Source organism: Nonomuraea monospora (assembly GCF_039531895.1).
Taxonomy (GTDB): domain Bacteria; phylum Actinomycetota; class Actinomycetes; order Streptosporangiales; family Streptosporangiaceae; genus Nonomuraea; species Nonomuraea monospora.
In genome coordinates, this window is record NZ_BAAAQX010000002.1 from 332,516 (window position 1) to 358,766 (window position 26,251).

Annotated in this window: 19 protein-coding genes; 7 read left to right on the plus strand and 12 right to left on the minus strand. The window is 68.9% G+C overall.

The features are described from left to right. Window positions 1-266 precede the first annotated feature (266 nt). From ABD331_RS04830 to ABD331_RS04855, 5 genes are all read right to left on the minus strand, one after another. Complete coding sequence (locus ABD331_RS04830) at window positions 267-425, minus strand: hypothetical protein (protein WP_344471026.1); 159 nt, start codon at window positions 423-425, stop codon at window positions 267-269. Between the two features lie 413 nt (window positions 426-838). Then, a complete protein-coding gene (locus ABD331_RS04835; RefSeq protein WP_344471027.1) occupies window positions 839-1,138 on the minus strand; it encodes a hypothetical protein in 300 nt (99 codons plus the stop codon). 223 nt (window positions 1,139-1,361) lie between these two features. Further along, on the minus strand, window positions 1,362-1,955 hold the full coding sequence (locus ABD331_RS04845) for a hypothetical protein (RefSeq protein ID WP_344471028.1): 594 nt from the start codon (window positions 1,953-1,955) through the stop codon (window positions 1,362-1,364). A gap of 432 nt (window positions 1,956-2,387) precedes the next feature. Next, a complete protein-coding gene (locus ABD331_RS04850; protein WP_344471029.1) occupies window positions 2,388-2,843 on the minus strand; it encodes a hypothetical protein in 456 nt (151 codons plus the stop codon). 379 nt (window positions 2,844-3,222) lie between these two features. Then, window positions 3,223-4,008, minus strand: a complete 786-nt coding sequence (locus ABD331_RS04855; RefSeq protein WP_344471030.1) for a hypothetical protein — start codon at window positions 4,006-4,008, stop codon at window positions 3,223-3,225. A gap of 360 nt (window positions 4,009-4,368) precedes the next feature. Between ABD331_RS04855 and ABD331_RS04860 the strand changes: the two genes are divergently transcribed. The 3 genes from ABD331_RS04860 (at window position 4,369) to ABD331_RS04870 (ending at window position 7,104) form a co-directional block, all read left to right on the plus strand. Beyond that, on the plus strand, window positions 4,369-4,914 hold the full coding sequence (locus ABD331_RS04860; protein ID WP_344471031.1) for an HNH endonuclease family protein: 546 nt from the start codon (window positions 4,369-4,371) through the stop codon (window positions 4,912-4,914). A gap of 465 nt (window positions 4,915-5,379) precedes the next feature. Beyond that, a complete protein-coding gene (locus ABD331_RS04865) occupies window positions 5,380-5,733 on the plus strand; it encodes an effector-associated constant component EACC1 (protein ID WP_344471032.1) in 354 nt (117 codons plus the stop codon). Between the two features lie 33 nt (window positions 5,734-5,766). Further along, on the plus strand, window positions 5,767-7,104 hold the full coding sequence (locus ABD331_RS04870; RefSeq protein WP_425565937.1) for a caspase family protein: 1,338 nt from the start codon (window positions 5,767-5,769) through the stop codon (window positions 7,102-7,104). Here the strand turns inward: ABD331_RS04870 and ABD331_RS04875 are convergent. The 3 genes from ABD331_RS04875 to ABD331_RS04885 form a co-directional block, all read right to left on the minus strand. Then, window positions 7,101-9,047 (minus strand): hypothetical protein, encoded by a 1,947-nt coding sequence (locus tag ABD331_RS04875; protein WP_344471033.1) that lies wholly within the window; start codon window positions 9,045-9,047, stop codon window positions 7,101-7,103. The two genes, ABD331_RS04870 and ABD331_RS04875, sit on opposite strands and share 4 nt — an antisense overlap. 387 nt (window positions 9,048-9,434) lie before the next feature. Continuing rightward, window positions 9,435-9,674, minus strand: coding sequence for a hypothetical protein (locus tag ABD331_RS04880; protein ID WP_344471034.1), 240 nt, complete (start codon window positions 9,672-9,674; stop codon window positions 9,435-9,437). 62 nt (window positions 9,675-9,736) lie between these two features. Continuing rightward, a complete protein-coding gene (locus ABD331_RS04885) occupies window positions 9,737-10,405 on the minus strand; it encodes an adenylate kinase family protein (protein WP_344471035.1) in 669 nt (222 codons plus the stop codon). A 142-nt stretch (window positions 10,406-10,547) separates the two neighbouring features. Between ABD331_RS04885 and ABD331_RS04890 the strand changes: the two genes are divergently transcribed. Next, entirely contained in the window at window positions 10,548-11,792 is a 1,245-nt protein-coding gene (locus ABD331_RS04890; RefSeq protein ID WP_344471036.1) for a C39 family peptidase, read from the plus strand. On the opposite strand, the gene ABD331_RS04895 is transcribed toward ABD331_RS04890, so the two are convergent. Then, the gene (locus tag ABD331_RS04895; protein WP_344471037.1) at window positions 11,731-12,666 is read right to left on the minus strand and encodes a LysR family transcriptional regulator; all 936 of its coding nucleotides are present in this window, start codon (window positions 12,664-12,666) and stop codon (window positions 11,731-11,733) included. The genes ABD331_RS04890 and ABD331_RS04895 overlap by 62 nt on opposite strands. Window positions 12,667-12,780: 114 nt before the next feature. On the opposite strand from ABD331_RS04895, the gene ABD331_RS04900 reads away from it, so the two are divergent. Then, on the plus strand, window positions 12,781-13,665 hold the full coding sequence (locus tag ABD331_RS04900; RefSeq protein WP_344471038.1) for an SDR family oxidoreductase: 885 nt from the start codon (window positions 12,781-12,783) through the stop codon (window positions 13,663-13,665). On the opposite strand, the gene ABD331_RS04905 is transcribed toward ABD331_RS04900, so the two are convergent. Beyond that, complete coding sequence (locus ABD331_RS04905; RefSeq protein WP_344471039.1) at window positions 13,650-14,624, minus strand: NAD-dependent epimerase/dehydratase family protein; 975 nt, start codon at window positions 14,622-14,624, stop codon at window positions 13,650-13,652. The genes ABD331_RS04900 and ABD331_RS04905 overlap by 16 nt on opposite strands. Window positions 14,625-14,773: 149 nt before the next feature. Here ABD331_RS04905 and ABD331_RS04910 point away from each other — a divergent pair, with 149 nt between their 5' ends. Beyond that, window positions 14,774-19,264 (plus strand): caspase, EACC1-associated type, encoded by a 4,491-nt coding sequence (locus ABD331_RS04910; protein ID WP_344471040.1) that lies wholly within the window; start codon window positions 14,774-14,776, stop codon window positions 19,262-19,264. Here the strand turns inward: ABD331_RS04910 and ABD331_RS04915 are convergent. Further along, a complete protein-coding gene (locus ABD331_RS04915) occupies window positions 19,213-20,727 on the minus strand; it encodes a glycoside hydrolase family 43 protein (protein WP_344471041.1) in 1,515 nt (504 codons plus the stop codon). The genes ABD331_RS04910 and ABD331_RS04915 overlap by 52 nt on opposite strands. A 43-nt stretch (window positions 20,728-20,770) precedes the next feature. Continuing rightward, on the minus strand, window positions 20,771-23,680 hold the full coding sequence (locus ABD331_RS04920) for an endo-1,4-beta-xylanase (protein WP_344471042.1): 2,910 nt from the start codon (window positions 23,678-23,680) through the stop codon (window positions 20,771-20,773). 207 nt (window positions 23,681-23,887) lie between these two features. Here ABD331_RS04920 and ABD331_RS04925 point away from each other — a divergent pair, with 207 nt between their 5' ends. Continuing rightward, window positions 23,888-26,143 carry a pectinesterase family protein gene (locus ABD331_RS04925; RefSeq protein WP_344471043.1) on the plus strand — a complete coding sequence of 752 codons (2,256 nt, stop codon included), beginning with the start codon at window positions 23,888-23,890 and terminating at the stop codon, window positions 26,141-26,143. The last annotated feature ends 108 nt before the right edge of the window (window positions 26,144-26,251 follow it).

The window sequence follows — 26,251 nt, forward strand, 5'->3', positions numbered from 1 at the left end:
TGCTCTCTTCGCCAGGACAACACGCCGCAGGTGAACGCCCACACACATACAAACGCGACCCCTGCCTGATTGAACGGCACTGGGGTCGCGTTTCTGTGATCAAGGCCGCACGCGCCCCCGTCTTGGCGCGCGTCGCCTTGGTTGCTAAGGCTGGGGCGGGGTTCGCTGTCTTGTGCGTAGGGCTTAAATGATCACTGCTCCGTCCCCGTTCCGTGAGAGACCTCGCGTGGACGGAACAGCCGGTCGTCGATCGCCTTGCGGCGCGGTCATGAGAGCATCCGGCCATCCCTGGCCTGAACGATCAGGTCGGTGCCAAGGTCGTGCTGCACATCGGTAGCCGCCACTCCCCAGCCGAGCCGCTGGAAGGCAGCCATGACCTCGGTCGCGCCGAGCGCGCCGGTCTTCTCCGTTGGTGAGCCGCGCACCGCAGAATCCTAGCCACTGAGACGATGATTGCGTTGCAGTTCCGCTCCGCACCAGCCCGTCCCAGGATAGCCATTCGGTCGCGTCGGTCCACGTTGATGCCCTGGGACGATCAAGCCCCAAGCTACAAACGCAGTTCGGTTTACCCTGTTAGCGCCGCCGTGCAGACGTCAGTCGCAATCGCCGTGGTGCGGGCGGCTGAGTGAGCGTGGCTGAGGCGACAGCAACGTCCCCACGCGCAGACGCACCTGCGCCACCGTCCACACGCGCTTGACCGCGGTCGTGATCAGCCGAGCAGGGTGGTTGTTCCGTCTGAAAAGCGGACGGTCGTGCTGGTCGCGCAGGAAGCTATCTCCGCATGAAAGGGACGTCGTAGGCAGGCGGTTGGCCGTTCATTAGCTCGGTCAGATCCTTATCAGTGAGGGCAAGCTCGAAGGCGTTGCCGCGGAGCCCAGCCGTGATCGAGCGCGGTGCGTATGGTCGCCGTCACAAGCCCCGGCTGTATGGCCGTCGTTCGTTCTCCCCACCATGCGTCCGGCCGCGAGCAGGGAAGCGACACCAGAAGGACGCGACCCGACGCGTCGGCCAGTTCCACCGCGAACGTCATCGGGCCCCAGCTGTTCTCCTGGCAATACGTGGGCTTACGACGAACGCGCCAGCGGAATACGGTGCCATCGACGGTGATGAGCCGCGAGCCCTTCTTCGGGATCGCCATGAGCAACCTCCTGCCCTGTTCCGTCACTGTTCGGTGGGGTGGCCGAGAACAGCGAGAAACGACGAGAGCCAGTTGCAACAGTAACCCCTGGTCATGCTCCTGATCGACAGGTTTCCGCAGGTGGCTACGTAGGGCACCGGAGATCATGCAGATCTTCGAGGGCACCAACCAGATCCAGCGCCTGGTCATCAGCCGCCATCTGGCCAAGTAGAACCTCGCGCGGTCAAGCGTCCGTCAGCCGTCGCCGTTTGCCGTGCCGCAGTTTCTCACCCAGTGCTCTGAGCCTGTTCAGCTTGCGTTCCGTCGGATCACTTGCGGCCACCTCAAGCAGGTAAGACTTGAACAGCGCTTCCGTGTCGCTCGTCATGCACAACTGATCGAGCATTTCCGGAGGGGCATCGCCCGCAGAAGCGGCTGCGCCCTTCTCCGCCTCGTTCAGCAACTTTCCGACTGCCTGGTGTGACATACCCAGCAGGTAACCGATGTCCCGATGAACGTAACCTCTCCGCGCAAGATCAGCCACCGTTGCTTGCGTCGCTTCGGCCGCCTTCTGTTTGACCAGAGTCGCCGCGAGACGGGTCACCAGCGTGGCCTCCAGTTCTGTGGCCACTTCATCGTCGGCGACGGTCAGGGCGAAGTCGGCGTCCACCTCTACATCCAACATGGTGACCACCAGGTCACGCGCCATGTCCTCAGCTTGCTCCAAACGCTTCACCTGAGTGTGGTAGCTGCGCTTGAGGCCGGGCCCGGAGACGGTCAAAGCCCACCAATCATCGCTTCTGCTGGCGGTGATGGTGTACGTATCGCGCTTGCTCACTGCTCCTCCTGCTCCTTCGCAACCTCAGCAAGGATGCTCTCCCAGTTGTCCAAGATTCCTTTCGCCGTACGCTCGTTGACCTCCGAGTGACGAGGCACGGGCATCGCCTCCGAGCCGGCATGCCACTTGGTGTGTTGCCGCCCTCGGTTGACCGAACGGACACGCCATACTCCTTGGCGAGCTTGCGCATCCGCCGCTCGAGATCCCGCTTCCTCATCATCAGTCTAGGCTACCGAGGTTGCATTGCTCTAGGCAACCTAGGTTGCAGAATGCGTGAACTGGCGATTGACCGCGTCGATCACGCGGTCGAGGGAGTCGGGTGCGTTGGTCTGCATGGCCGTCGCAGAAGGAGGAGCGCTGGTGAGTCGCGCGGTTCCGGTGGTCGGACCGGCCAGGAGGACGGGCGGGTCTCGGTTCGATCGCCGAAGTAGATCAGGTGTCGTACACGCCGTCCCACGGATCGTAGAAGCCGATGTTGTTCGGGTAGAACTCGGCGTGTTCTTCGCCTTCGAAGGTCTCGATGACGAGGCCGAAAAGCACCCCGTCGAACGTGTGCTGGAAGGGGCGGATGGCGATGTCGCCGAGACGAAGGCCAGGAAGCCTGTCGAGCCAGCGATCCAGGCGCTCTTGGGCGAGGTCGACGGCTGCACGATGATCGTCTGCTGCGCCGGTGTGCTCGATGCGCGAGTCGAGGTGGTGGCCGGCGGCGTCGAAGGTGTGCAGAACGGCGTACCAGCGTTTGTGCGTCCGCCAGTCGTCGGTGCGGGTGTAGCCCTGGCGGAAGGCGGCGATGGTGGAGCCGAAGAACTGGCCGCCTTCCCAATGACCGATCGTGTCGGTGTGGTAGTTGGGTTCGTGAACGATGGGGATGATCTCGGGGACTGCCATGTGCTGGAGAGTAGCCATCGGGTCCGACAACTGCCGAGGTGATCAACGCGGGGCCTTGCCACGTCGTACGCGTTCCGGGCCACGCCGGCCGATCCCCCACGGTCTCCTCCGCCGTCTGTCCCCCGGACGTCCCGGGTGGCGGGGTGGGCGTGCCAGGTGAGTCCGTCTTCGGGGCGAACGGCGTGAGCGACGCGACCACGTTCCGCTACCAGCTGAGCGGGGTGACGGCCAGGACGTTTCAGTGGGTTACGACGACACGGGCACGGTGGCGCTCGCACCGGCCCGGGCGGGCGTCAACACCCTCGCGGTCGCCTCGCTGAACGCCGCCGGCATCAGCCCGGCCACGAGAATCGTCACGCCTGACGCGCCTCTCCTCCGGTCAGCCGTCGCGGGGGCCGATGATCGACGGTTTGTCGGTGTCCCAGGTGAGGTGGACGTTCGCGGGTTCCCCGCCGGCGAACAGGATGCCGAGGTTCGCCTCGTACACCCCGTCCTCCAGCCGCAGCGCGGGCGTCCAGATGTCGCGGTTGTCCACCTCGCCCGGCGGGGCGGTGTCGTAGTTCCACGTCCGCGTCTGCCGTCCCGCCGGATCCCTGCGGACGATGTCGAGGGAGATGGACGCGATGCGCATGTCACGGAATGGCGGTCGTTTCAGGTCGTCGCCTTTGGGGGTCAGGAATTGCGCCCAGACCACCCCGCATTGCGGATGTGGATTGTGTACGAGGGTGAAATTCCCAATGATGCCCCAGCTGCGGGCGATATCGGAGCTGGCGGATATTTGATGGGTGCCGTGCAGATATCGGCAGCCCTGCGCGATGGGGTCGATGCCGTCGCCCGGTCTGCCGAGCACCACCGACCAGACGGACAGGGCGGTCAGTGCCGCGAAGGCGCCGCAGGCCAGGCCGACGCGGGGTCTGGTCCGCTCGATGCCCGTCAGGACGGGCCAGAGGCCGACGATCACCATGCCGAGCAGTGTCCAGCCGATGATGACCCAGGTCAGGGCCGGTCCGTAGGCGTCGAGGCCGAGGCCGGCCAGGCCGAAGCTGCTGACCAGGCCGAGCACGGCCGCGAGAACGGCCCCGATCGTGGCGCGGACGGCGCCGCCGCGTCCTTTCTGGCCGTTTCCGGATTTCCGCTGCTCCTGGATCGCGCTGTCGCCCGCCATTTCGCTGCCCCTTCCCCCGGCTCGCACCTCCTCAGGATTTCACAGAAAGGACGGCGCCGAAAATCAATTCACGGTGGTGTCTACGCAGGAAAATGCGGCATTTGTCGGCCACATCACCTGAATATCGCCGCCGCATCTGGGGACGCCTTGAGCATGGGTCGTACCGTGATCTCCCCGCGGCGGGCGGCGTGCCTCGCCGTGCTCGTGTCCGTGCTCCTCCCGCTCCCCGCCGTCCCAAGCGCCGCGGCCGAACAACGCACCAGCACCCAAGCCGCACAACGCACGCTCACACAGGCTGGGCAACGTACAAGCGCACAGGCCGAGCGGCGTACAAGCGCACAGGCCGAACGGCGTACGGGTGTGCAGGCCGACTCGGCGGCGATGGCCCGCCGCATGCTGGCCGGCCTCAAAGTGGCCAGGGCCTTATCGCTGCGCGGCTACAGCCGCAAACGCTTCCAGCCCCTGGACGGACGCCGCAAGGGCAAGTGCAGCACCCGCGAGTCGGTCCTGGCCCGCGACGGCCGCCGGGTCAGGAAGAACGCCTCCTGCCACCCGGTCAAGGGCACCTGGTACAGCCCGTACGACGGAAAGGTGCTGAAGAGCGAGAAGCAGGTGGACGTCGACCACGTGGTGCCGCTGTCGTACGCGTGGCGTTCCGGCGCAAGGCGCTGGAGCCAGGCCAAGCGCCGCGCGTTCGCCAACGACCTCAGGCGCCCCGAGCTGATCACGGTCAGCCACTCGGCCAACATCGCCAAGGGCGGTCAGGGGCCGCAGAGCTGGCGCCCGCAGCGCCGCGCCCACTGGTGCCGGTACGCGACCTCGTGGATCACGGTGAAGCACCACTACCGGCTCTTCGTGACCCGCGACGAGCGCAGGGCCCTGCTCAACATGCTGCGCACCTGCTGATCTGCTGCAATGTCGTCCCCTAACGAGTAGATCGCCCGTCAGCACGGACGCTCCGAATCGTCTGCACAGCTTGCCAGCGCCACACGCCCCTACCAGCCGACCGCGGAGCCGTATGCCCCGCCCAGTCGACTACGGAGCCGTGTGCCTCGGCGCGGCCCGGCGCCGAGACGCCAGCCTGCTGTATGGCCGGCAGGCTAGCAGGCGGGGTGCTCCTGCCTGCACCTCGTGGATATGTCGATTCGAATGTTCCGGGGCGGGCGTCGCTGCTCGCCCCTGGCTCGACAACGTCGTCCGCGTCAAGTGAGGCATGGACGCCCATGGCACGAGCCACAGCGACGGGGGTGACCACATGTGGCATCACCTCTAGTTCGGGCCCCGGAGTCAACTGCGCGAAACCCGATCTTCGGAGATCCGGCCGCGATCGCACGTCTTCACGATGCATGAAATCACGACTATGATCACGCTATGAATCTCAGCCTTTACGTAGAGGGTGCCGCTGAATCCCAGTCGCTGAAAGAGTGGCTGATGGCCGACGAGGACATACGACGGGACATTCGGTGGGAGACACCTTCTCCGGATCCTGGGAAGCTCGGACCAGCAAGCGAAATACTGCAGCTTATCCTCGATCGCGCAGATGCTCTGACACCAACGATAATTGCCGTTCTAGTCTGGCTGCGCAGTCTGCGCGGATCCATCACGGTAGAGGTGAAGAATCAGAAGCGTTCAGTGAAGATCACAAGTCAGCGCGTTCGCGGGATAAGCGCTGATCGCATCAATGAGCTCGCCAGGGAGGTAAGGCGATCTTTGGATGAGGAATAAATGAGACTCCCTATCCGCTCAGATTCCCGGGCCGTGCTCATGGGTGTCGGGGAGTACGATGATCCCGCACTCCTCCGGATTCCCGCCGTTAGCCGGAACCTCAACGACCTACTGGCAGCCCTCACCCATCCCGATAATGGCGGATTCGACGCCGAACGATGCGAGATGATTTCCCCACGGTACGCGGACAAGCCTACCGCTCGCGTCGCGGATCTGGGAGACGACGTTCGCGACATGTTCCTGGTCTACTACTGTGGACACGCGGAACGCGCATCAGACGGCGAATTGATACTGACCCTCGCGGACACCACCCGAAAGCAGCTCGAATATACCGGCCTACGAATGAGCGACCTACAGAAGGCCATCATGATGAGCCGCGCCCGAATAAGGGTTCTGATTCTTGATTGCTGCTTTTCAGGAGCTGCACTGCCGTCTGTACTCGGAAACGACGATGCCGACGCGATCATCAATGCAGCCCGCATCGAAGGGGCGTTCATTCTTGCATCGTCAGCCGCCAACAAGACTTCTAACGCCCCGACCGGTGATCGATACACCGCGTTCACGGGCGTGCTGATCGAGGTTCTCCGGGATGGCATACCAGAAGGTCCGGAAACGATTTCACTGAATGACTTGTACACGGCGCTGGACTGGAAGCTACGGGCACGCAACCATCCCGCACCGAAGCGGGTCAACGACGGCACTGCCAGCGAAATTGCCCTGGTTCGAAACACCGCGTTCGACCCGCGATCCAAGACACCGGACACAGATGGTCCGAAGTATATGTCTCTTTACTCCCAAGTAGCCGATGCAGATAACGAGCCTCGCTCCCGGATAATTGCGCTTGAGGAGATCACTAACAAGGCAAAGAAAGGAAAAGAGGACTTCCGTACAGCCCTGAACATAATAGCCACCAACACGGATCTGCCCCTGCTCTTTCAGATCAATGCGGTATATCAACTCAGCCTGCTCGGCGAAGTTTCCGCAGCGGTCACCGGGTTGAAGACGATGACTGAGAACGCCTCGGCAGAGGCTCTCGAAGATGCTCACCGAGCACTAACCCTTCCGTCGAGTACACAGGAATGGCTCGAACAACTCAAGCAAGACAACTGGAACGCACCATTCCAGCGTTACCAGCGCTGGCACATGCACCTTACAGACGCGGATCTGTGGGGCATTCACATGGCGCGAATGATGAGGGCCATGAGGCTCGATATAAATGCCTGCGTCGCAGCCGTTGAACAACTCGCCAACGAGCTGAAGGACACGGATCTCGCCATCTCAACAGTGAAGGGACTCCGCCGAGACAGAAATCTTACCGATATCGAACGCAGAGTGCTGGACGACGTTCTACGAAAGGTGACAGTTTCCTAGTCCGACCCCTCACGACCTGAGCCAGTCTGCTGAAATTCCGGGAGGAGCCGGAAGGTGGAACGTTTGCTGTGCGTGAAAGACCGTGTTCGAGCGAGCAGGTCGCCAGCCTCAATGAACGAGATGCGATCGAACATGAGCCACCCCATGGCGAGGGTGGACGCGATACCAAGCACGGCCACTCCCACAAGGATCATCTCTATTACGACATAGAGCTCGAACGCGGCCGAGAAGACGATCGACAGCACTCCCACGCAGAGCCCGATGGCACTCCCATTCGCGAACAGACGTGCCACAGTTGTGGAGTCGTCAGTTGTACGCAGCGCCTTGAGCATGTCACCGCCTGTCGGCCAACCCGTGAACCAATACCAGTCACCCAGATCATTGAAAGTGATATTCAACCGACGTAGAGGCGGAGCAGCAAGAGCGTACAGGAGCGGAATGGCGGCTACTACAAATCCCACAGACGCCAGCAACGCCAAAACGATCCTGATCAGCAGCCAGGTATCGGCGGTGACAATGAACATTAATGTCACAGCAGTCGCGCCGGCCGCCACACCAGTAGGAACGAGATACACCTGGTTCGCCATGTGCTCCCGACGATGAGGGTTAGGATCCCCCGCGCACTTGTCCGCATTAGCTTCTGCAACGCGGCGCATTATCGAGCTGGACATGCTGGTGAGACCCACGACGAGAAGAGCCGCAGCCGCCAGGCGTAAGATCGGAAAAACGCCCCACTCAGGCAGAATACCCAGCACGGCGATGAGCACGATCCCACCAAAGGCAAGAGAAGGCCCATAGCCAGCATCTCTTGGTCCCTTTATGATGACAGCCAGCCAAAGGTCAAGCAGGCCTGCATCCTCCGGCATAGCTGTCGCGATCGACATGTCTGCGATGAGCAGCACGGCCGCCCACAGAGACAAGAAAAAAAGCATGCACCCGGCTGCCGCCAGAAGCGTCAGCATTCCACTGCCGAGAGATGACATCTCGAACTTGGCGATACTCATGAGAGTCAGCACCGTTGTAGCGATACCTATCCATGCCGCAATGGACGTTTTGACGAACAGCGACGGAAGAATCCAGTCGTCGTCGGCTGTCGCACTGAACACGCCGTCGACGAATCCGGTTGTCATGGCGGCTGCAGCAACCAGAATCATGCCGACCATGAAAATATTAGCCCACTCAAGATGCAGAGCTGTCGCCTGCAGGCGCACTTGCCACGTGGTCAGGGCGACCATGCTCCCGATACCTATGAGTAAAGACACGAAGACCGCTACCATATATCTCTGCTGCGCAAAGCAACTGACCAGATACGTAGCGAGCCCGAGGATCGCTACAACTCCTCCGATGAGAAGAACCTGACTGCGCCAGAACGGTGATGCCCAGGACCAAGCCGATTCAGTTGCCACAAGTAGCAAGCCGGAAGACATCAAAAGTTGCGCTCTAATCGCGATGTTTTCATCTCGCAGCCTGTGTAGAACCCATATTGCCCCCAGCACACAGGAAAACTCCAAGGCGATCTCGCTCACTCTGGGCAAATACTCCTGGTAGCGGGTCACCAGCTCACGGACGTTATCGTACTCGAGTCCGTCTTCTTGGCTCCAGAGAAGCGCACCCCATACCGCGAGACCGAGCAAGCACAGTTCGAAGATTTTCACATGGTTAACAGCGATATTCCGCGCGGAGAACATGATGCCACAGAGAACAAAAGCGAAGGCGAGAATCTCACCATCAACAATCCATTTGTTTGTGTCCAGGTAGGTTGTGCTGGCAAGATACAGCCAACCTCCGCCGACCATGAGCGCCGCCCAGTATGCCAAGGCGTTCCTCTTGAGCAACAGGATGACCAGCCCCGCCACGATGACCGGCAGCGTCCAGGCCTGCGTTACAACGGACTCCAGGCTTAGATCTCCACCATCGGCCACGATGCCAAGTATCCCGATCATGCACAACAACCAACCCATTATCGCCTCGGTTCCGTTCGTGCTCCGCCAAGAGAGGTGTGGGCCCAAGCGTCGCAATGTCGTAGCGCTCGATCGAGCTGTGCTATCTCCCTGAGTTCGACTCGCCATGGCAGGTACGCCGTCATGACCTCCCACCGGCCAGCATCGGTGGTCAGGACGGGCCAGTCCAGGTGGTGGAGACCGCAACCACGTGAGCGGCAGCCATGTCCCAGGACACATCGGTGCTCGGGCGACAGCGCCGCCTCAGCGACGGCCGGCGTGATGGAGGGCACACTGGCGCGTACGTTGCCGCGATCGAAGGCGATGGCGAGCTGGTGCAGATCGCGGTCGCGGCGCCTCAGTCAACGGTCAGCACGTGCCCGGAAGGAGTCACTTGCTGGCCGCGCGCTCACGTAGCAGGTCGACGGCCCGGTTCGCGCGTTTCTGGGCACGGGCCATGGCCCCGGCGTCCTCCGCCGCCGCCACGACCTCCATGTAGGCGAGCCGGTCCGCTTCGTGCCTGTCGAGCAGGTCGCTCAGCACGGCGGCCAGAGTGGTGCCGGGAGCTCGTTCACTGGCGATGGCGCTCAACCGGTCATAGACCGTCTTCGGCACCTTGATCGTCGTCATGGCGGAAGTCATATCCAAGGAGCACCCCGCAGGAGGGAGATATGCCCGCTCGGTATGGCCCCCTACCCCGACAGCCGCGCGTCCGACGGCAGATAAGGCGGCAGGTTGAAGCGGGTCCGGATGGCCCGCTGCACGGTCGCCTTGTCCGCCCGCGCGTCGATGGTCATCACATACTCCTTCCGCTTGAACAGCTCCACCACCGGATCGATCTTGCTGTGGTAGTCGGCCAGCCGCCGCGCCAGCGCGTCCGGCGTGTCGTCCTCGCGGGTGACGAGGTTCCCGCCGCACACGTCGCACCGCCCCTCCACCTCCGGCCGGTGCGCGATGAGGTTGTAGTCCATGCCGCAGCGCGAGCACAGCCGCCGGGCCAGGACGCGGCGGCGGACCTCGTCGTCGGGCAGGTCGAGGTGGATCACGCCGTCGAGGTCGTAGCTCTCCAGGAAGAACTCGGCCTGGCGGCGGTTGCGGGGGAAGCCGTCGATGATGAAGCCGTAGTTCCAGTCGTGGAGCTGGAGGCGGTCCTTGACGACGTCCTCCACGAGGTCGTCGCCGACGAGTTCGCCGGCCGCCACCAGGCGGCGCACCTGGGCGCCGAGTTTGGTGTGGTGTTTGACGTGCCAGCGGAAGATGTCGCCGACGCTGATGTGCACCAGGTCGAGGTCGTCGGCGAGCAGGGCGCTCTGGGTGCCCTTACCGCTGCCCTGTACGCCCATGATCACGTATTTCCGCATCACCATCTCATTTCACGGCGTGAACATCGTCATTCCCCATGGAAGCAGCGGAGACGGCCGATTACGTAGATCTCCCGATGCTTTGCGGAGGCCGCCGAGCTTAGTGTCAGCGGCATCGAGCGCGTTCCTGGAAGGTGGGTTCATGCCTGCGCTGTCCGTGGTCCTGTCCGCACTGCTCCTGTTCACGTCCATGACCGACACCGCGTCAGGCGACAGGCCGGCGGTCGTCCCCGACGTCGTCTACCAGCGGGCCGACTTCTCCTCCGGCACCCCCGAGGGCACGACGGCCGGCGACGGGCTGGCGTTCGGCCAGGCCGCCGGGACGATCACGTACACCGACGCGCTGGGCACCAAGACCTGGGAGTACGCCCGCTGGACCGGCCCCGAGCAGGACATCGGGTTCGGCGCCACCGAGCTGATCGCGTCGTGGACGGCGGACGTGCCGCAGGGAAGCTGGATCCAGATCGAGGCCCGGGGCAGGAACGCGGAGGGCCTGACCAAGTGGTATTCGCTGGGCCGCTGGTCGTACGCCGAGGGCGACATCCGGCGCACGTCCGTGCCGAACCAGGGCGACGCGGACGCGTCGGTGGCCGTGGACACGCTGGTCGCGGCGGCGGGCAAGCCGCTCAGCGGCTACCAGCTCCGCCTGACCCTCTACCGCGCGCCGGGCTCGGCGGTGACGCCGCGGGTGCGCACGTCCGGCGTGATGAGCTCGAACGTGCCGGAACGCAGGAGCGTGCCGGTCAGCCCCGGCGGCGGCGCGTGGGGCACGGAGCTGGCGGTGCCGCGCCGCTCGCAGAACGTGCACCTGGGCCACTACCCCGAGTGGAACGGCGGCGGCGAGGCCTGGTGCAGCCCCACCTCGACCACCATGGTGCTGGGCTACTGGGACAGGTGGCCGAGCGCGCAGGACACCTCGTGGGTGGATCCCGCCGACCCGAATCCCGAGGTCGACTACGCCGCCCGTTTCACCTTCGACCACGCCTACGACGGCACGGGCAACTGGCCGTTCAACACGGCCTACGCGGGGCGGTACGGCGTGGACGGGTTCGTCACCCGGCTGCGGTCGCTGACCGAGCTGGAGCTGCTGATCAAGGCGGGCGTGCCGGTGATCACGTCGCAGTCGTTCAAGAAGGGCGAGCTGCCCGGCGCCGGGTACGGCACCGACGGCCACCTGATGGCCGTGGTCGGCTTCACCTCCACCGGGGACGTGATCGCCAACGACCCCGCCTCCTCAAGCAACGCGGCCGTGCGGCACGTCTATCCGCGCGCCGACTTCGAGAACGTGTGGCTGCGCAGCGCCAGCAGCGGCGGCGTGGCGTACGTCATCCACCCGCCGGACCACCCGCTGCCTCCGACGACCCCGGGGCTGCCCGCCAACTGGTGAGCGTCTGGCCGGCGGCCTTGCGGAAGGCCGCCACCAGGCGGTTGCGCTCGCCCGCGCGGGTCGCCAGCACGACGTGGCTCGGCTCCACGCCGCGCAGCGGGATCGCGACGATGTCGGAGCGGTAGCGGGCCATGGTGGGGACGGCCGCCGCGATGGCCACGGCCTCCCCGGTGGCGATCAGCTCGAACTTGTCCTCGATGGCCTCGATGACCGGGCCGCCGGGGGCAGGGCTGCCGTCGGGCCTGGGGTCGATGCGCCAGAAGGCCTCCCACTCCGGGTCGGGGTCCGACAGGCGGGGCAGCGGCTCGCCGGCGATGTCGTCGAGCGTGACCGACTCCCTGCCCGCCAGGCGGTGGTCGATGGCGACCAGCACCACGCGCGGCTCGTCGTACAGGACCGTCACGTCGAGCCCGCCGGTGGCAAGGGGCAGGCGGGTCACCACGGCGTCCATGCGGTGGTCGAGCAGGGCGGCGCGCGGCTCCTTCCAGGGCAGGTGCAGGGTGCGCACGTCGGCGTCGGGGTGCAGGCGGCGCAGCTCGCGGACGGCGGGCGTGACGATGACACCGAACGTGTAGCCGACCGTGAGCCGGGCGGGCCAGGCGGCGGCGCGGGTCTGCGCGGCGGCCCTGGCGGCCGAGCGCAGCAGCGCCGTGGCGCGGGGCAGGAAGACCTCGCCCGCCTCGGTGAGCCGCGTGCCGCGCGGGGTGCGGTCGAGCAGGCGGGCGCCCAGTTGCCGCTCCAGGCTGCGGATCTGCCGGCTCAGCGACGGCTGCGTGATGTGCAGGGCCTCGGCGGCGCGGCCGAAGTGCAGGTGCTCCGCGACGGTCGTGAAGTAGCGGACCAGCCGCAGGTCAAGGTCCGGGGAGTCCGACATGTGGCCAGCGTACTGCGGTGATGCCTGAAGCGTATTGCCGGTTGCACAACAGGCTTTGGACGCCGGCACCGGCCCGCGCGGACGATGGAGGCTCACTGTGAAGGAGTTTCGAGCATGCGTGTTTTCGTCACCGGCGCGACCGGTTTCGTGGGTTCTGCCGTCGTCCGTGAGCTGATCGGGGCCGGGCATCAGGTCGTCGGCCTCGCCCGCAGCGACGAGGCGGCCGCGGCGCTGGAGGCCGCGGGGGCCGTGCCGCACCGCGGCGCCCTCGACGACCCCGCCGGCCTGCGCGGCGGCGCCGACGGCGCGGACGGCGTCATCCACCTGGCGTTCGTTCACGACTTCGGGAACTTCGAGGCTGCCAACGCGACGGACCGGCGCGCGATCGAGGCGCTCGGCGAGGCGCTGGCGGGGTCCGGCCGGCCGTTCGTCGTCACGTCGGGGACGGGGCTGCTGCCGCCCGGCCGCGTCGGCACCGAGGAGGACGAGCCGGGCACCCACTCGCCCAGGGGCGCAGCCGAGGAGGTGGCGCTGTCGTTCGTGCCGCGCGGGGTGCGGGTCTCGCTGGTACGGCTGCCGCTGGTGCACGGCGAGGGTGACCACGGGTTCGTCGCGGCGGCGATCGGCATCGCCAGGGAGAAGGGCGTCTCGGCGTACCCGGGCGACGGTTCCTTCCGCTGGTCGAGCGCGCACGTGCTGGACGTGGCCGCGCTCTACCGGCTGGCCCTGGAGCAGGCGCCCGCGGGCGCGCGACTGCACGCCGTCGCGGAGGAGGGCGTTGCGGTACGTGAGGTCGCCGGGGTCGTCGGGCGGCGCCTGGGGGTGCCGGTGTCCTCGATCCCGGTGGCGGAGGCGGGCGCGCACTTCGGCTGGCTCGGCGCGTTCCTCTCGCTGGACATGCCCGCCTCCAGCACGCTGACGCGCAAGCTGCTGGACTGGCGCCCCGAGCGGCCCGGCCTCATCGAGGACCTGGAGGCTGGCCACTACTTCCACGGCTGATCCCGTAGTTCCGCCATCCCCTCCTGCCTGGTCCTGACGGGCCGGTAGCCCAGCTCGGCGGCGGCCTTGCCGATGTCGATCGTGCACTCCATCCCGGCCAGCCACACGCTCAGGTGGTCCAGCGGCGGCGAGCCGGGCAGCGGCAGCCCGCGCCACAGCGTCTCGCCCGCCGCCGCCAGCGCCAGCGCGAGCCCGAGGGGAATCGACCGCCGGGGCGGGGTGACGCGGCGGGTGCCGAGCAGCTCGGTGACGAAGTCGCGGAAGACGGCGGGCCGCCCGTCGGTGACGAAGTACGCCTCCCCAGGACGCCCTCGCTGGGCGGCCAGCACCAGCCCCTCGACGGCGTTGTCCACGTGCGTGGTGTCGGTGTGGTGCAGCCCGCCGCCGATCCAGGCGAACCGCCCGCTCCGCACCATGGCCACCAGCTCGGGCAGCACGGTCGTGTCCCCCGCGCCCCACACGAACCGCGGCCTGAGCACGACGGTCTCCAGGTCGCGGGCGTCGCGCACGAGCTGCTCGGCGGCGGCCTTGGAGGCGGCGTAGTGTGCCCGCGAGTCCGGCCGCAGCGGCGCGGTCTCGTCCACGCGGACCAGGGGCCGCCCGTTCATCAGCGCGGCCTCCGTGCCGACGTGCACGAGCCGCCGCACGTCTGCCTCGCGGGCCGCCCGCAGCACGTTGGCCGTGCCCTCGACGTTGTCGGCCCAGAACCTGGCACGGCCGCCGCCGCGGGTGGTGCGGGCGGCGGCGTGGAAGACCAGTTCTGCGCCCGCCATCGCGTCGCGCAGCGCGGCCGCGTCGCCGAGGTCCCCGGGTACGGGGGTCGCGCCCAGGGCCTCGATTTTGGCCGCGGACGTGTCGCCGCGCGCCAGGCCGCGTACCGTGTGGCCGTCTTTCAGCAGGCGGGAGACCAGCCGTCCGCCGACGAAACCCGAGCCGCCAGTGACGAAAACCACTGTCATGATCTGCCCCCATATGTGGCGATCTCTACCGGGATAGTGTCCCGCGTTCTAGCAGAATGCGCCGTATCCGGCCTCGACGCTGCGACGCGGATCTGCGTAACCTGAACAACGCTGATTTGCCGAAACCCCCGATTCCTGCGGAGCGCCGGATGACCGAGGACGATTCCACGACGCTCGAGAGGACCCGGCTCGTACGGCCTGTAGGGCGGAACGATCCACCCCTGCTGCTGGCGTCGGAAGGCGCCAGGGTCGTGGTCGCCGGCACCGGCGCGCACCGTCCCTCGTCGCGGCTGCCGCAGGTGCCCGCCGTGCCCGCCACCGTCAACGACCTCGGGCAGTGCCTGGTCGAGCGGGCGGGCCTGGCCCCGCAGCAGCTCACCGTGCTGCTCGACCCGGCCACCCCCGCCAATCTGGGCGAGGCACTGGAGAAGGCGGCGCGCGAGGCCACCGGCGTGCTGATGTTCCACTTCGTCGGGCACGCCCTGTTCAGCCCGGACAACGAGCTGCACCTGGCCACGCGGGCGACCGTCGACCTGGGGCAAGGGGTGCCGGGCTATCAGGCGCTGCCGTACGCGATGGTGCGGCAGATCCTCGGCTCGTCCCGGGCGGAGCACGTCGTCGTGGTGCTCGACTGCTGCTTCACCGGCGGCAACCGGCCGGTGCCCGCCAAGGCCATGGAGCAGACGTTCGACACGTCCTGGCGCGGCGCGTACGTGCTGACCTCGGCCAGCAAGGACGAGAACTCGTGGGCGCTGCCGGGCGTCCGGCACACGGCGCTCACCGGGGCGCTGCTGCGGCTGCTGAACGAGGGCGACCCGGCGGGGCCCGCCGCGTTCACGCTCGACCACGTGCACCACCACCTGGCCCGCGTGCTGCCCGCCGCCGGGTTCCCGCGGCCCAGGCGGCAGGCGGGCGAGCTGAAGGGGCTGCCGCCGCTCGCGATCAACCCGGGCGACCAGAGCGCCCAGCGCTCCGGCCCGCCGCTGAGCGCGCCGGGCGACCTGAACAGCCCCTACCGGGGCCTGGCCGCGTACGGGCGCGACCACGCCAGGCTGTACTTCGGCCGCGAGGAGGCGACCAGGTCGCTGGCCGCGCGGGCCAGGCAGGCGCTCAGGCCGGCGGGGCCGCCGGTGGTCATCGGCTCGCAGGCGTTCGAGGCGGGCGGCCCGCTCATCGTCACCGGGCCGTCGGGCTGCGGGAAGACGTCCCTGCTGCACGCCGGCCTGATCCCCGCCCTGCAGGAGGACATCGGCAGGAGCGTCGTGCTCACTCCCGGCGCGCTGCCGGTGGCCGCGCTCGCGCGCGAGCTGGCGGCGCTGGGCGGCGGCGACCCCGAACGGCTGCGCGCGGTCATCGAGTCGGATCCAGGCGCGGCGCCGCGCGGCCTGCCCAGGCGCACGCTCGTCGTCGTGGACCAGTTCGAGGAGCTGTTCGCGCTGTGCGGCGACGAGACGGCCAGGCGGCGCTTCGTGGAGGCGCTCGTCGAGCTGTCCCGCTCGGCCGCCGTGGTGATCGCCGTGCGCGGCGACTTCTTCGGCCGCTGCGCCGCCTACCCCGGCCTGCTGGAGGCGATGCGGCGGCCCGAGATCGTCGCCCCCATGTCCGCGGCCGAGCTGCGCCGCGTGATCGAGGAGCCGGCCACCGGCTCGGGGCTCTCGGTCGAGGCCGGGCTCACCGAGCTGATCCTGGAGGACCTCCAGGCGCTGGCGGGCACCGACGACCTGCTGCCCCTGCTGTCGCACGCGCTGCTGGCCACCTGGCAGCGGCGCACCGGCGGGGTGCTCACCATGGACGGCTACCGCTCGGCCGGCGGCGTCGCCCGCGCGGTGGCGCTGAGCGGCGAGGAGACGCTGCGGCGGCTCGGCGCGGAGTCCGAGCCGGTCGCGCGCGGGCTGCTGGTGCCGCTGGTCCACGTGGACCCGCAGGCCGGAGCCCTGCGGCGGCGCGTCCCCGTCGCCGAGCTGAGCTCGGGCTCCGCCTCCGTCGAGGGTCAGGTGCTCGCCGAGTTCGTACGCGCGCGCCTCGTCACGCTGACGGTCACCGACGGCGGCGAGCAGGCGGAGCTGGCCCACGAAGCACTCGTACGCGCCTGGCCCCGGCTCGGCAACTGGGCCGAGACCGCGCGGGCCGGGCTGCTCGTGCGGCGGCGGCTGGCCGAGGACGCCGAGCTGTGGCAGCGCGACGGCCAGAACTCCTCCTACCTCTACACCGACGACCGCCTGTCCACCGCCCACGCCGCGGTGGCGGCGCTCCCCGCCGCGAGCGCCCCGGCCTCCAGAACGCCCAGGGCGCCGGCCGCGCGCGACGCGAACGGCGCGATCACGCCCGTCGAGCGAGAGTTCCTCGACGCGTCCCGCCGCAGGCAGCTCCGCCGCACCCAGATCACCCGCGGCGCCATCGCCACCCTCAGCCTGCTCCTGCTCGTGGCCGCCGCCGGAGCCGTCGTGGCGCTCGTGCAGACCAGCGGGGCCACCCGCCTGGCGGGCGAGGCGGGCGTCCAGCGCGACGAGGCCCTGTCCCGGCAGCTCGCCGCGGTCGCCGCCACCACCAGGGACACCTCGCTGGGCTCGCAGCTCGCGCTGGCCGCCTACCGCCTCTCGGCCACCCCGGAGGCGCGCGGCGCGCTGCTCGGCTCGCTCTCCCGGCCGGTGGGCGCCCGCATGACCGGCCACACGGCGTCCGTCGAACGCGTCGCCTACCGACCCGACGGGCGCGTGGCCGCCACCGCCTCGGGCGACACCACCGCCCGGCTGTGGAACGTCACCGACGCCCTGCGGCCCAAGAGCGCCGGCGTCGTCAAGGGGCACACGGGAGGCGTGCTCGCGGTGGCGTTCAGCAAGAGCGGCAAGGTGCTCGCGACCGGCTCCGCCGACAACACCGCCCGGCTGTGGGAGGTGTCCGACACCGCCAAGCCGCGCGCCCTGGCCACCCTCAAGGGGCACAAGGAGCAGGTCGGCTCGGTGTCGTTCAGCCCGGAGGGCAACCTGCTGGCCACCGCGTCCACCGACGGCACCATGCGGCTGTGGAACGTCAAGAACCCGGCCAAGGCCGCCCAGGTCGCCACGGTGACGCAGGACTCCGATCTCACCAGGGCCGCCTTCAGCCCCGACGGCCGCCTCGTGGCGGTCGCCTCCACCGACGGCACGATCAGGCTCCTCGACGTGCGCACCCCCGCGAAGCCGGCCGTCCTGGCCACGCTCACCTCGGCGGAGGGCGCGGTCAGGAGCGTGACGTTCGCGCCGAACGGCCGCTACCTGGCCTCCTCCTCGGCCACGGGCAAGGTGCAGGTCTGGGACATCACCGCCACCGAGCTGGTCGGCACCGCGAGCGGCCACTCCGGCGCGGTGGACGACGTCGTGTTCAGCCCCGACGGCGCCGTCCTGGCCAGCGCGTCCGCCGACGCCACCGTCGATCTGTGGAGCGTGGAGAACCCGCGCGAGCCGGAACGCACCACCACCCTGGCCGGCTTCCCCGACGCGGTGACGGGCGTGGCGTTCAGCCCGAACGGCCAGAACCTCCTCGCCTCCGCCGTGGACGGCGTCGCCCGGCTGTGGAACGTCTCCAACACCTCCCGCACCTCGCCCTTCGCCCGTCTCGGCCTGCACACCGAGCAGGTCAACGGCGTCGCCATCGCCAAGGGCGGCGTCACGCTGGCCACCGCCTCCGACGACGAGACCGTCAGGCTGTGGAACATCTCCGACCCGGCGGTCGCCACCCCCGAGGGCACAGTGAGCGGGCACACCGAGCAGGTCCAGTCGGTCGCGTTCAACCCCGAGGGCACCCGCCTCGTCACGGCCTCCGACGACAAGACGGCCAAGATCTGGGACGTCTCAGAGACCGCCACCCCGAAGCTGCTCGGCACGCTGACCGGCCACACGGACGGCGTGCGGTCGGCCGCCTACGGCCCTGACGGGAAGACGGTGGTGACGACGGGGCGCGACGGCAGGACGCTGCTGTGGAACGTCGCCACCCCGTCCAGCCCCAAGCAGGTCGCCACCGTCGGCGCGAGCGACAGGCGCGTGACCACCGCCGTCTTCCGGCCCGACGGCCGCATGCTCGCGACCGGCTCGGGCACGGGCTCCGTGCGGCTCTGGGACCTCGCCAAGCCGGCCGACCCGCGCAGCCTGGCCACCTTCTCCGCCGGCAGCGGCAGCGTCCGCGATCTGCGGTTCAGCCGCGACGGCAAGACGCTGGCCATCGCGTCGAGCGACGGCACCGCCCGGCTGTGGAACGTCGCCGCGCCGGCCTCCGCCAAGAAGCTCGCCGACCTGCCCGGACACTCCGGCGCCGTGTCGGCCGTCGCCTTCAGCGGCGACGACCGCACGCTCGTCACCGCCTCCCAGGACTCGACCGTCCGGGTGTGGAACGTCGTCACGCCCGCCCGGCCCACGCTCTGGGCGGTGTTCGAGGGCCGGGGCGCGTCGGGCGACGTGGAGCTGGGCCCGGACGGCACCGTGCTGGCCGCCGCGTCCGGCAGCGCCACCCAGCTCTGGGGGCTGAACGTGGAGCAGGCCACCGCGAACGTCTGCGAGGCCTCGGGCACATCCATCAGCCGGACGGAGTGGGCCCAGTACCTGCCCGGCCGTCCCTACTCGCCGCCCTGCGTCACCGCCACCGCGTCCGCGTCCGCCGCCTCGTAGCTGATCTCGTCGAAGACGGCCTGGCAGCCCTCGCCTGCCAGGTCCTGCACCCACAGGCCGACGAACGCGCCGGTGAAGCCGAACGAGCGGATCCGGCCGTCGATGATCTCGTCGGCGTGCTCGTCCGACAGGATCGTGGCGTCCAGCTCCACGGGGATCTCCCGGCCGTTGCACGAGAACCGCAGCACCGGCCCGTCGAACTCCAGCCCGAGCCGGGTCGCGGGGCCGGGTGCGGTGAAGTGGACGGTGCGGGCGCCCCGGTCGCTGCCGGTCAGGACGAGGCCGTCGGTGGTGCGCGCGAGGTGGTACCAGTTGCGCGAGTTGTAGTAGGCGGTGATGCCGGCGGACTGGTGCACGCTGCCCGGCTCGAACGTCACGTCCGCCGCGAAGGCGCACCTCTTCGCCGTGACGCGGCGGGCGACCAGGCTGGGGGCGCGCCGCCCGTACGGTGACTGGCCGCCGCTGACCGTCACCCGGCCGCCGTCGAACCGCACCCAGCCGGGCGAGGCGTGCCTGCGCAACGTGCTCCACCCGCTCTCGGCGGCGGGCCACGGATGCGGCGGCAGCGCGGGGGCGGGCACCTCGACGGCGGGCACTCCCCCGGCCACGCGCGGCCAGCCGTCCACCCACTCGACCCGCTGGATCGCGCTCTCCCGGCCCAGCACGCACCGCCCGCGCGTCCCGTACGGACGGGCGGCCAGATGCGCCAGGTACCACTCACCCCCCTGCGTCCGCACCAGGCAACCGTGCCCGGCCTTCTGCAGCTCCAGCCCGGGATCGTCCCGCGAGGTGAGCATCGGCCCGGCCGGATCCGCCTCGTACGGCCCCTCCAGCGACCGCGACCGCAGCACGCTCACGCAGTGCTCGTAGCCGGTGCCGCCCTCGGCCACCATCAGGTAGTACCAGCCGTCCACCCGGTAGACGTGCGGCCCCTCGGTCACGCTGCGGTTCTCCAGGATCAGCCGCGGCGGCTCCGTGCCGTCCAGGGGCTGCAGCTCGATCCCGGAGAACCCGCCCCCTGGCCGGGAGTCGAAGACCATGTTCAGCAGGTACGTCGTGCCGTCGTCGTCGTGGAAGAGCGCCGCGTCGAACCCGCGCCCGGGCAGCCGCACCGGATCCGACCACGGCCCTTCGACGGCGGGCGCGGTGACCAGGTAGTTGGCGACGTCCTTGTAGCCGTGGGCGTAGGTGTCCATCACGCTGTAGACCAGGTGGAACAGCCCGTTCGCGTACGTCAGGTCAGGCGCCCACACACCACCCGAGTCGGGCACCCCGGACAGGTCGAGCAGCCTGCGCCCGGTCAGCACACCGCCCAGGGAGCGCCAGTGGACCAAGTCGCGGGAGTGGTGCACGAGCACGCCGGGGCACCACTCGAACGTGGAGGTGGCCAGGTAGTAGTCGTCGCCGACGCGCAGGATGGACGGGTCCGGGTGGAAGCCGGGCAGGACGGGGTTACGGATCATCGCGAACTCCACAGGGGCAGGGGCAGGCGGCGATCATCCCAGATCAGCGCCCGAGCAGCACCACCCCCCAGTGGCTGGTGTCCAGATAGCTGCGCCCGGTGGCGTCGTTCCAGGTCACCGCACTCGTACGAGCCGCCCCCGTAGCATCGTTGACCTGCACGTCGAAGCCCGCCAGCACCCCTTCCCCCAGGGTGACGGTGGGCATGGCGACGGCCGCCTCCACCACGTACCCGCCCGGCACGGCCACGGCCGCCGCCCGCACGTTGTCCTTGACGCCCACAGCGTCGAACGTGCCGCCCACGGTGACGCGCCCCGTGAAGCTCACCCGGTACTGCCCGTCGTCGTCCTCGTACCCCTTGGTCTTGCCGTTGCCGGGGTCCACGAAGATCTCGACGGAGTCCTGCTCCCACGGATTCGCCGACGACTCGCTCAACGCGGGGTCGGTGACCTGGGCCAGGACGTAGAGGGTGGAGCCCGACCAGAGGGCGCGAACCTTGGCGGTGGCGCCGGAGGTGCCCTGGATCCAGGTGCCGGTGCGGATCTCGGGGACGCCGGACCACAGCCGGTCCACGGCGCCGTCCAGGACGGGCGAGGTCGCCCGGTGCGGGGCGGTGGTGCGCTTCACGGCCGGGATGGGGGTGACGGTGCCGGTCCACGAGGTGCGGGAGCCGCGGTCGTGCACGGTGACCTGGACGTCGGCGCCGGTGGGGAGCAGGGCTTCCGCGCGGTAGCCGGTGGCGGTGCGGCGGACGCCAGGGGAGGTGCGGCCGAGGGCGCGGGTGCGGCCGTCCACGGTGAACGTGACCCGGTCGTCGGCGTTGACGACCGGGTCGGTCACCTCGGCGAGCACGTACAGGCCGGCGGAGGAGGAGCGGGCCTGGAAGCCGGCCGAGACGTCGCCGACGCGGGCGAGGGGCGCGTCAGGGAGGAGGTCCCATTCCAGGTCGCGCTTGCCGTCCACCTTGACCGCCGCGGCGGGCGCCTCCAGCTCGCGGACGAGCGGAGCCAGCTCGGCCGGGTCCACGACGCCCCAGTAGGCGGGCTTGGCCTGGAGGTCGTCGTCGAAGAGCAGCGGCGCGTTGAGCCGCGTGATCGGCCAGGAGCGCAGCCAGCTCACGTCGTCCGACTCGCCCCACACGGTGACGGAGCTGAGCCGGGCGGCCTGCCGCCGGAAGACGTCGAACAGCTCCTTGTACCGGTGCCCCTGCTGGACGAGCAGCTCGGGCGGGATGGTGTCGTAGGTGGAGACGAAGTCGGTGTAAATGCTCACGTCCAGCTCGGTGACCTGCTGGTCGAGGCCGAGCGTGGCGAAGCGCTCGATGGTGGCCTCGACCTCGGCGGCGGCCGGGTGCTCGATGTTGAGGTGGAGCTGGTGCCCGACGCCGTGGATCGGCACGCCTTCGCTCTTGAGCTGCTGGACCAGCTTGTAGAGGGCTTCGCGTTTGCGCGGGAACTCGGTGTTGTAGTCGTTGATGAACAGCTTGGCGTCGGGGTCGGCCTCGTGGGCGACGCGGAAGGCGGTGCGGATGAAGTCGAGCCCGGCGATCTCGTACCACTTGGAGCGGCGCAACCCGTCGGGCTGGTTCTCGTCGACGACCTCGTTGACCACGTCCCAGACGGCGATCCTGCCCTTGTAGCGGGTGACGAGCGTGCGGACGTGCCGCTCCAGGCGTTGCAGCAGCACCTCCTTGGTGGCGCCCTCGAACACCCAGTCGGGGGTCTGGCTGTGCCAGGCGAGCGTGTGGCCGCGCACGGTCATGCCGTGCCCGGTGGCGAAGTCCACCAGGTAGTCGCCGTCGGTGAAGGTGAACTCGCCTTCGCGGGGCTCGGTGGCGTCCCACTTCAGCTCGTTGCCGGGGGTGGCGCCGTTGAAGTGCCTGGCGAGCAGCTCGCCGTGCACGCCGAGCGTGTCGGGCCTGGTCAGGGCCGAGCCCATGGTGAACGGCACCTTGTCCTTGACGGAGGGGATGTCGGTCTGGACGGGCTTGGGCTCGACGTAGGTCAGGGTGAAGTCGTCGAGGTGGAAGGGGAAAGTGCCGGTTTCCGACTCGATGTACAGGCTGAGGAATTCCACGTCGTAGGCCAGCGTGTACGTCCCGGAGAGCTGCACCCACTCCCCTGCGGGCACGTCCTTCGGCGCGACGACGCGCTCGTAGCTGGGGGTGCCGCCGGTGCGGCGCTCGATCGACAGGCCGAGGCGGCCGGAGGCGGTGTCGGGGCCGAGGCGCACCCAGGCGGACAGGGCGTACTTGTCGCCCTTGGCCATGCGGCCCAGGACGTTCAGCGCGGGCCCGTCCCAGGAGGCGGAGCGGCCGGTGACGGTGAGGCCGCGGGTCCCGGCGTGGGCGGTGGCGCCGTTCTCCAGGACGGCGGCGGCGCGCGGCGACCAGTCCTGCGCGGTGCCGTCCTCGAAGTCGCTGGTGATCGGCTCGCGGGTGGGGTCGCCGAGCGGGCTGAGCACGATGTCGTCGAGCAGGTACCGGGAGGTGGCGTCGGAGCTCTCCACGTAGAGCTGCACGTCGCTGGACTCGGCGGTGAACAGGTAGCTGCCCGACAGCCGCACCCACTCGCCGTCGGTGACGGTGGCCGCCGCGACCCGTTCGTAGGTGGTCTCGCCGCCGGTCGGGGTGCGCTGCACGGTCATCGCGACGGTGCTCGCGGGCTGGCCGGCGACCAGCCTGGCGTACGCGGTGACGGTGTAGCCGACGCCCCTGACGAAGGGCCCGGTGATGGACGCGCCGTGCCAGGTGGCGGTCCGGCCGCTCACGGCGAGGCCGCCCGAGCCCGTGCGGGCCGCGTCCGGGGTCACCGTGACGGTGACGCCGTCGCCGCGCGGTCCCCATCCCTGGGCGGTGCCGTCCTCGAAGTCGTACGTGAGGTCCGCCGCGTGCGCCGGGAGCACCGGCAGCAGGCATAACAGGGCGGCGACCACCAGGGCTCGAAGGGTGCGCACAGTGCTCCTACGGCATCCGGAATGAAAGTTTCAGGGAAACGCCGATAAATATCAGGCGGACTGTAGAGCCCGGTCGATGAGGGGTCAACAGGGCTGCAATCGCTTGTTGCAGGAAAGGTGCAGTTTCACTGCAGATCATTGACGAAGTGAGGTGTTTGGGCGAACGTTTCATGCAACCGATTGCCGCACTCCGTCAAGGCTGCGCCCATGCGACTTCTGTTACTCCCCCCAGTGATCGCCCTGACAGTGATCGCGACCATGACCCCCGCGGCCACGGCCGCGACCCGCGCCACGATCGTCGTGGCCGCCGACGGCTCGGGCGACCACACGACCGTGCAGGACGCCGTGAACGCCGTGCCCCCGGGCAACACCCGGCCGGTCACCATCCTGGTCCGCAAGGGCACCTACAAGCAGCAGGTGGTCATCCCCGCCGACAAACCGCACATCACGCTGGCCGGCGACACCCGCGACCCGCGCGAGGTGGTGCTCACCTTCGACGCCTCCGCGTCCACGCCGAAGCCGGACGGCTCCGGCACCTACGGCACCTCGGGCAGCGCCTCGTACGTGATCAGCGCCCCCGACTTCACCGCCCGCGACCTCACCTTCGAGAACTCCTACGACGAGGCCGCGCACGGCAACAGCCAGGCCGTCGCGGTCAGGACGACGGGCGACCGGCAGGTGTACGACAACGTCAGGTTCCTCGGCAACCAGGACACCCTGTACGCCAACACCGGCTCCGCCACCACCTTCGCCCGCCAGTACTTCCACGACTGCTACGTCGAGGGCGACGTCGACTTCATCTTCGGCCGCGCCACGGCGGTGTTCGACCGCTGCGTGATCAAGGCACTGAACCGGGGCAGCACGGACAACAACGGCTACGTCACCGCCGCCAGCACGGAGATCGCCAACCCGTACGGGTTCCTGATCTACCGCAGCCACCTGGTCAGCGACGCGCCCGCCCGCACGTTCCACCTGGGCCGCCCGTGGCCGGCCGGCGGCTCGGTCACGGCGCGCGGCCAGGTGCTGGTGCGGGAGTCGTGGCTGGGCCAGCAGTTCAAGGACGCGCCCTGGACCGACATGTCGGGGCTGAACTGGCGTGAGGCCCGCCTGTCCGAGTACCGCAACCACGGGCCCGGCGTGACCGTCAACGACGACCGCCCGCAGCTCACCGCGGAGCAGGCCAGGACGTACACGCCGGAGAAATACCTGGCGGGCGCGGACGGCTGGAACCCGCTGCGCCGCCCGGCCCCCGTGCGGCCCGAGCCCGGCCGCGAGACGCTGCCGCGCGGCGACGGCTGGGCGGCGGCCACCACCGGCACGACGGGCGGCTCCGCGGCCCGCCCCGAGGACGTGCACGTCGTCTCGACCAGGGCGGAGCTGCTGGCCGCGCTGGGCGGCCCGGCCGACAACACGCCGAGGATCGTCTACGTCAAGGGCGCCATCGACGCCGACACCGACGCCGCGGGCAACCCGCTGACCTGCGACGACTACGCCGTGGACGGCTACAGCCTGCCCGCCTACCTGGCCGCCTACGACCCGGCCGTCTGGGGCAGGACCAGCGTGCCGTCGGGGCCGCTGGAGGAGGCGCGCAAGGCGTCGTACGCCAAGATGGCGGCGCACGTCACGGTCACCGTCGGCTCCAACGTCACGCTCATGGGCCTGGGCGGGAACGCCGCGCTGAAGAGCTTCGGCCTGCGCGTCAGCAACGCCGACAACGTCATCGTGCGCAACCTGACCATCACCGACACCTCCGACTGCTTCCCGCAGTGGGACCCGACCGACGGCGCCGAGGGCAACTGGAACGCCTCCTTCGACAACATGGAGGTCTCCGGCTCCACGCACGTGTGGCTGGACCACAACACACTCAACGACGGCGACAACCCCGACTCGGGCCAGCCGCTCTACTTCGGCCGCCCGTTCCAGGTGCACGACGGGCTGCTCGACGTGGTCCGCGGCTCCGACTATGTGACGCTCTCCTGGAACCACCTCAGCGGCCACGACAAGGTGACGCTGATCGGCAACACCGACAGCCCGACGAGGTACGGCGAGGAGGGCAAGCTCAAGGTCACCCTGCACCACAACTACTTCGAGTCGCTCGGCCAGCGCACGCCCCGGGTCCGGTTCGGGCAGGTGCACGTGTACAACAACTACTACAAGGGCGGCCCGGGGCACGGTTACAGCATCGGTGTCGGGTTCGGCTCCAAGGTCTACGCCGAGAGCAACGCCTTTGACGGGATCGCCGCGGAGAAGGTGCTGACCGTGTTCAACGGCACGGCGATCACGGCCAGGGACAACCTGGTGGACGGCGTGGTGACCGACGTGGTGGCGGCGTACGACGCGGCCAACGGCACGACGCTCGGCACGGACGCGGGCTGGACCCCGACGCTGGTCCCGCGCGTGCATCCGGCCAAGGCGCTGAGGCATCTCGTGCCGGCGGGCGCGGGCGCGGGACGCCTGCGCTGACCTGACCCCGGGCGGCGGGCGGCCCCCTCACCGGCTCCCACCTGGGCCGCCCGCCCCCGGTCAGTCGTCAAAAGACGAACCCGTCGTGGTTGACGATGTAGAGCACGC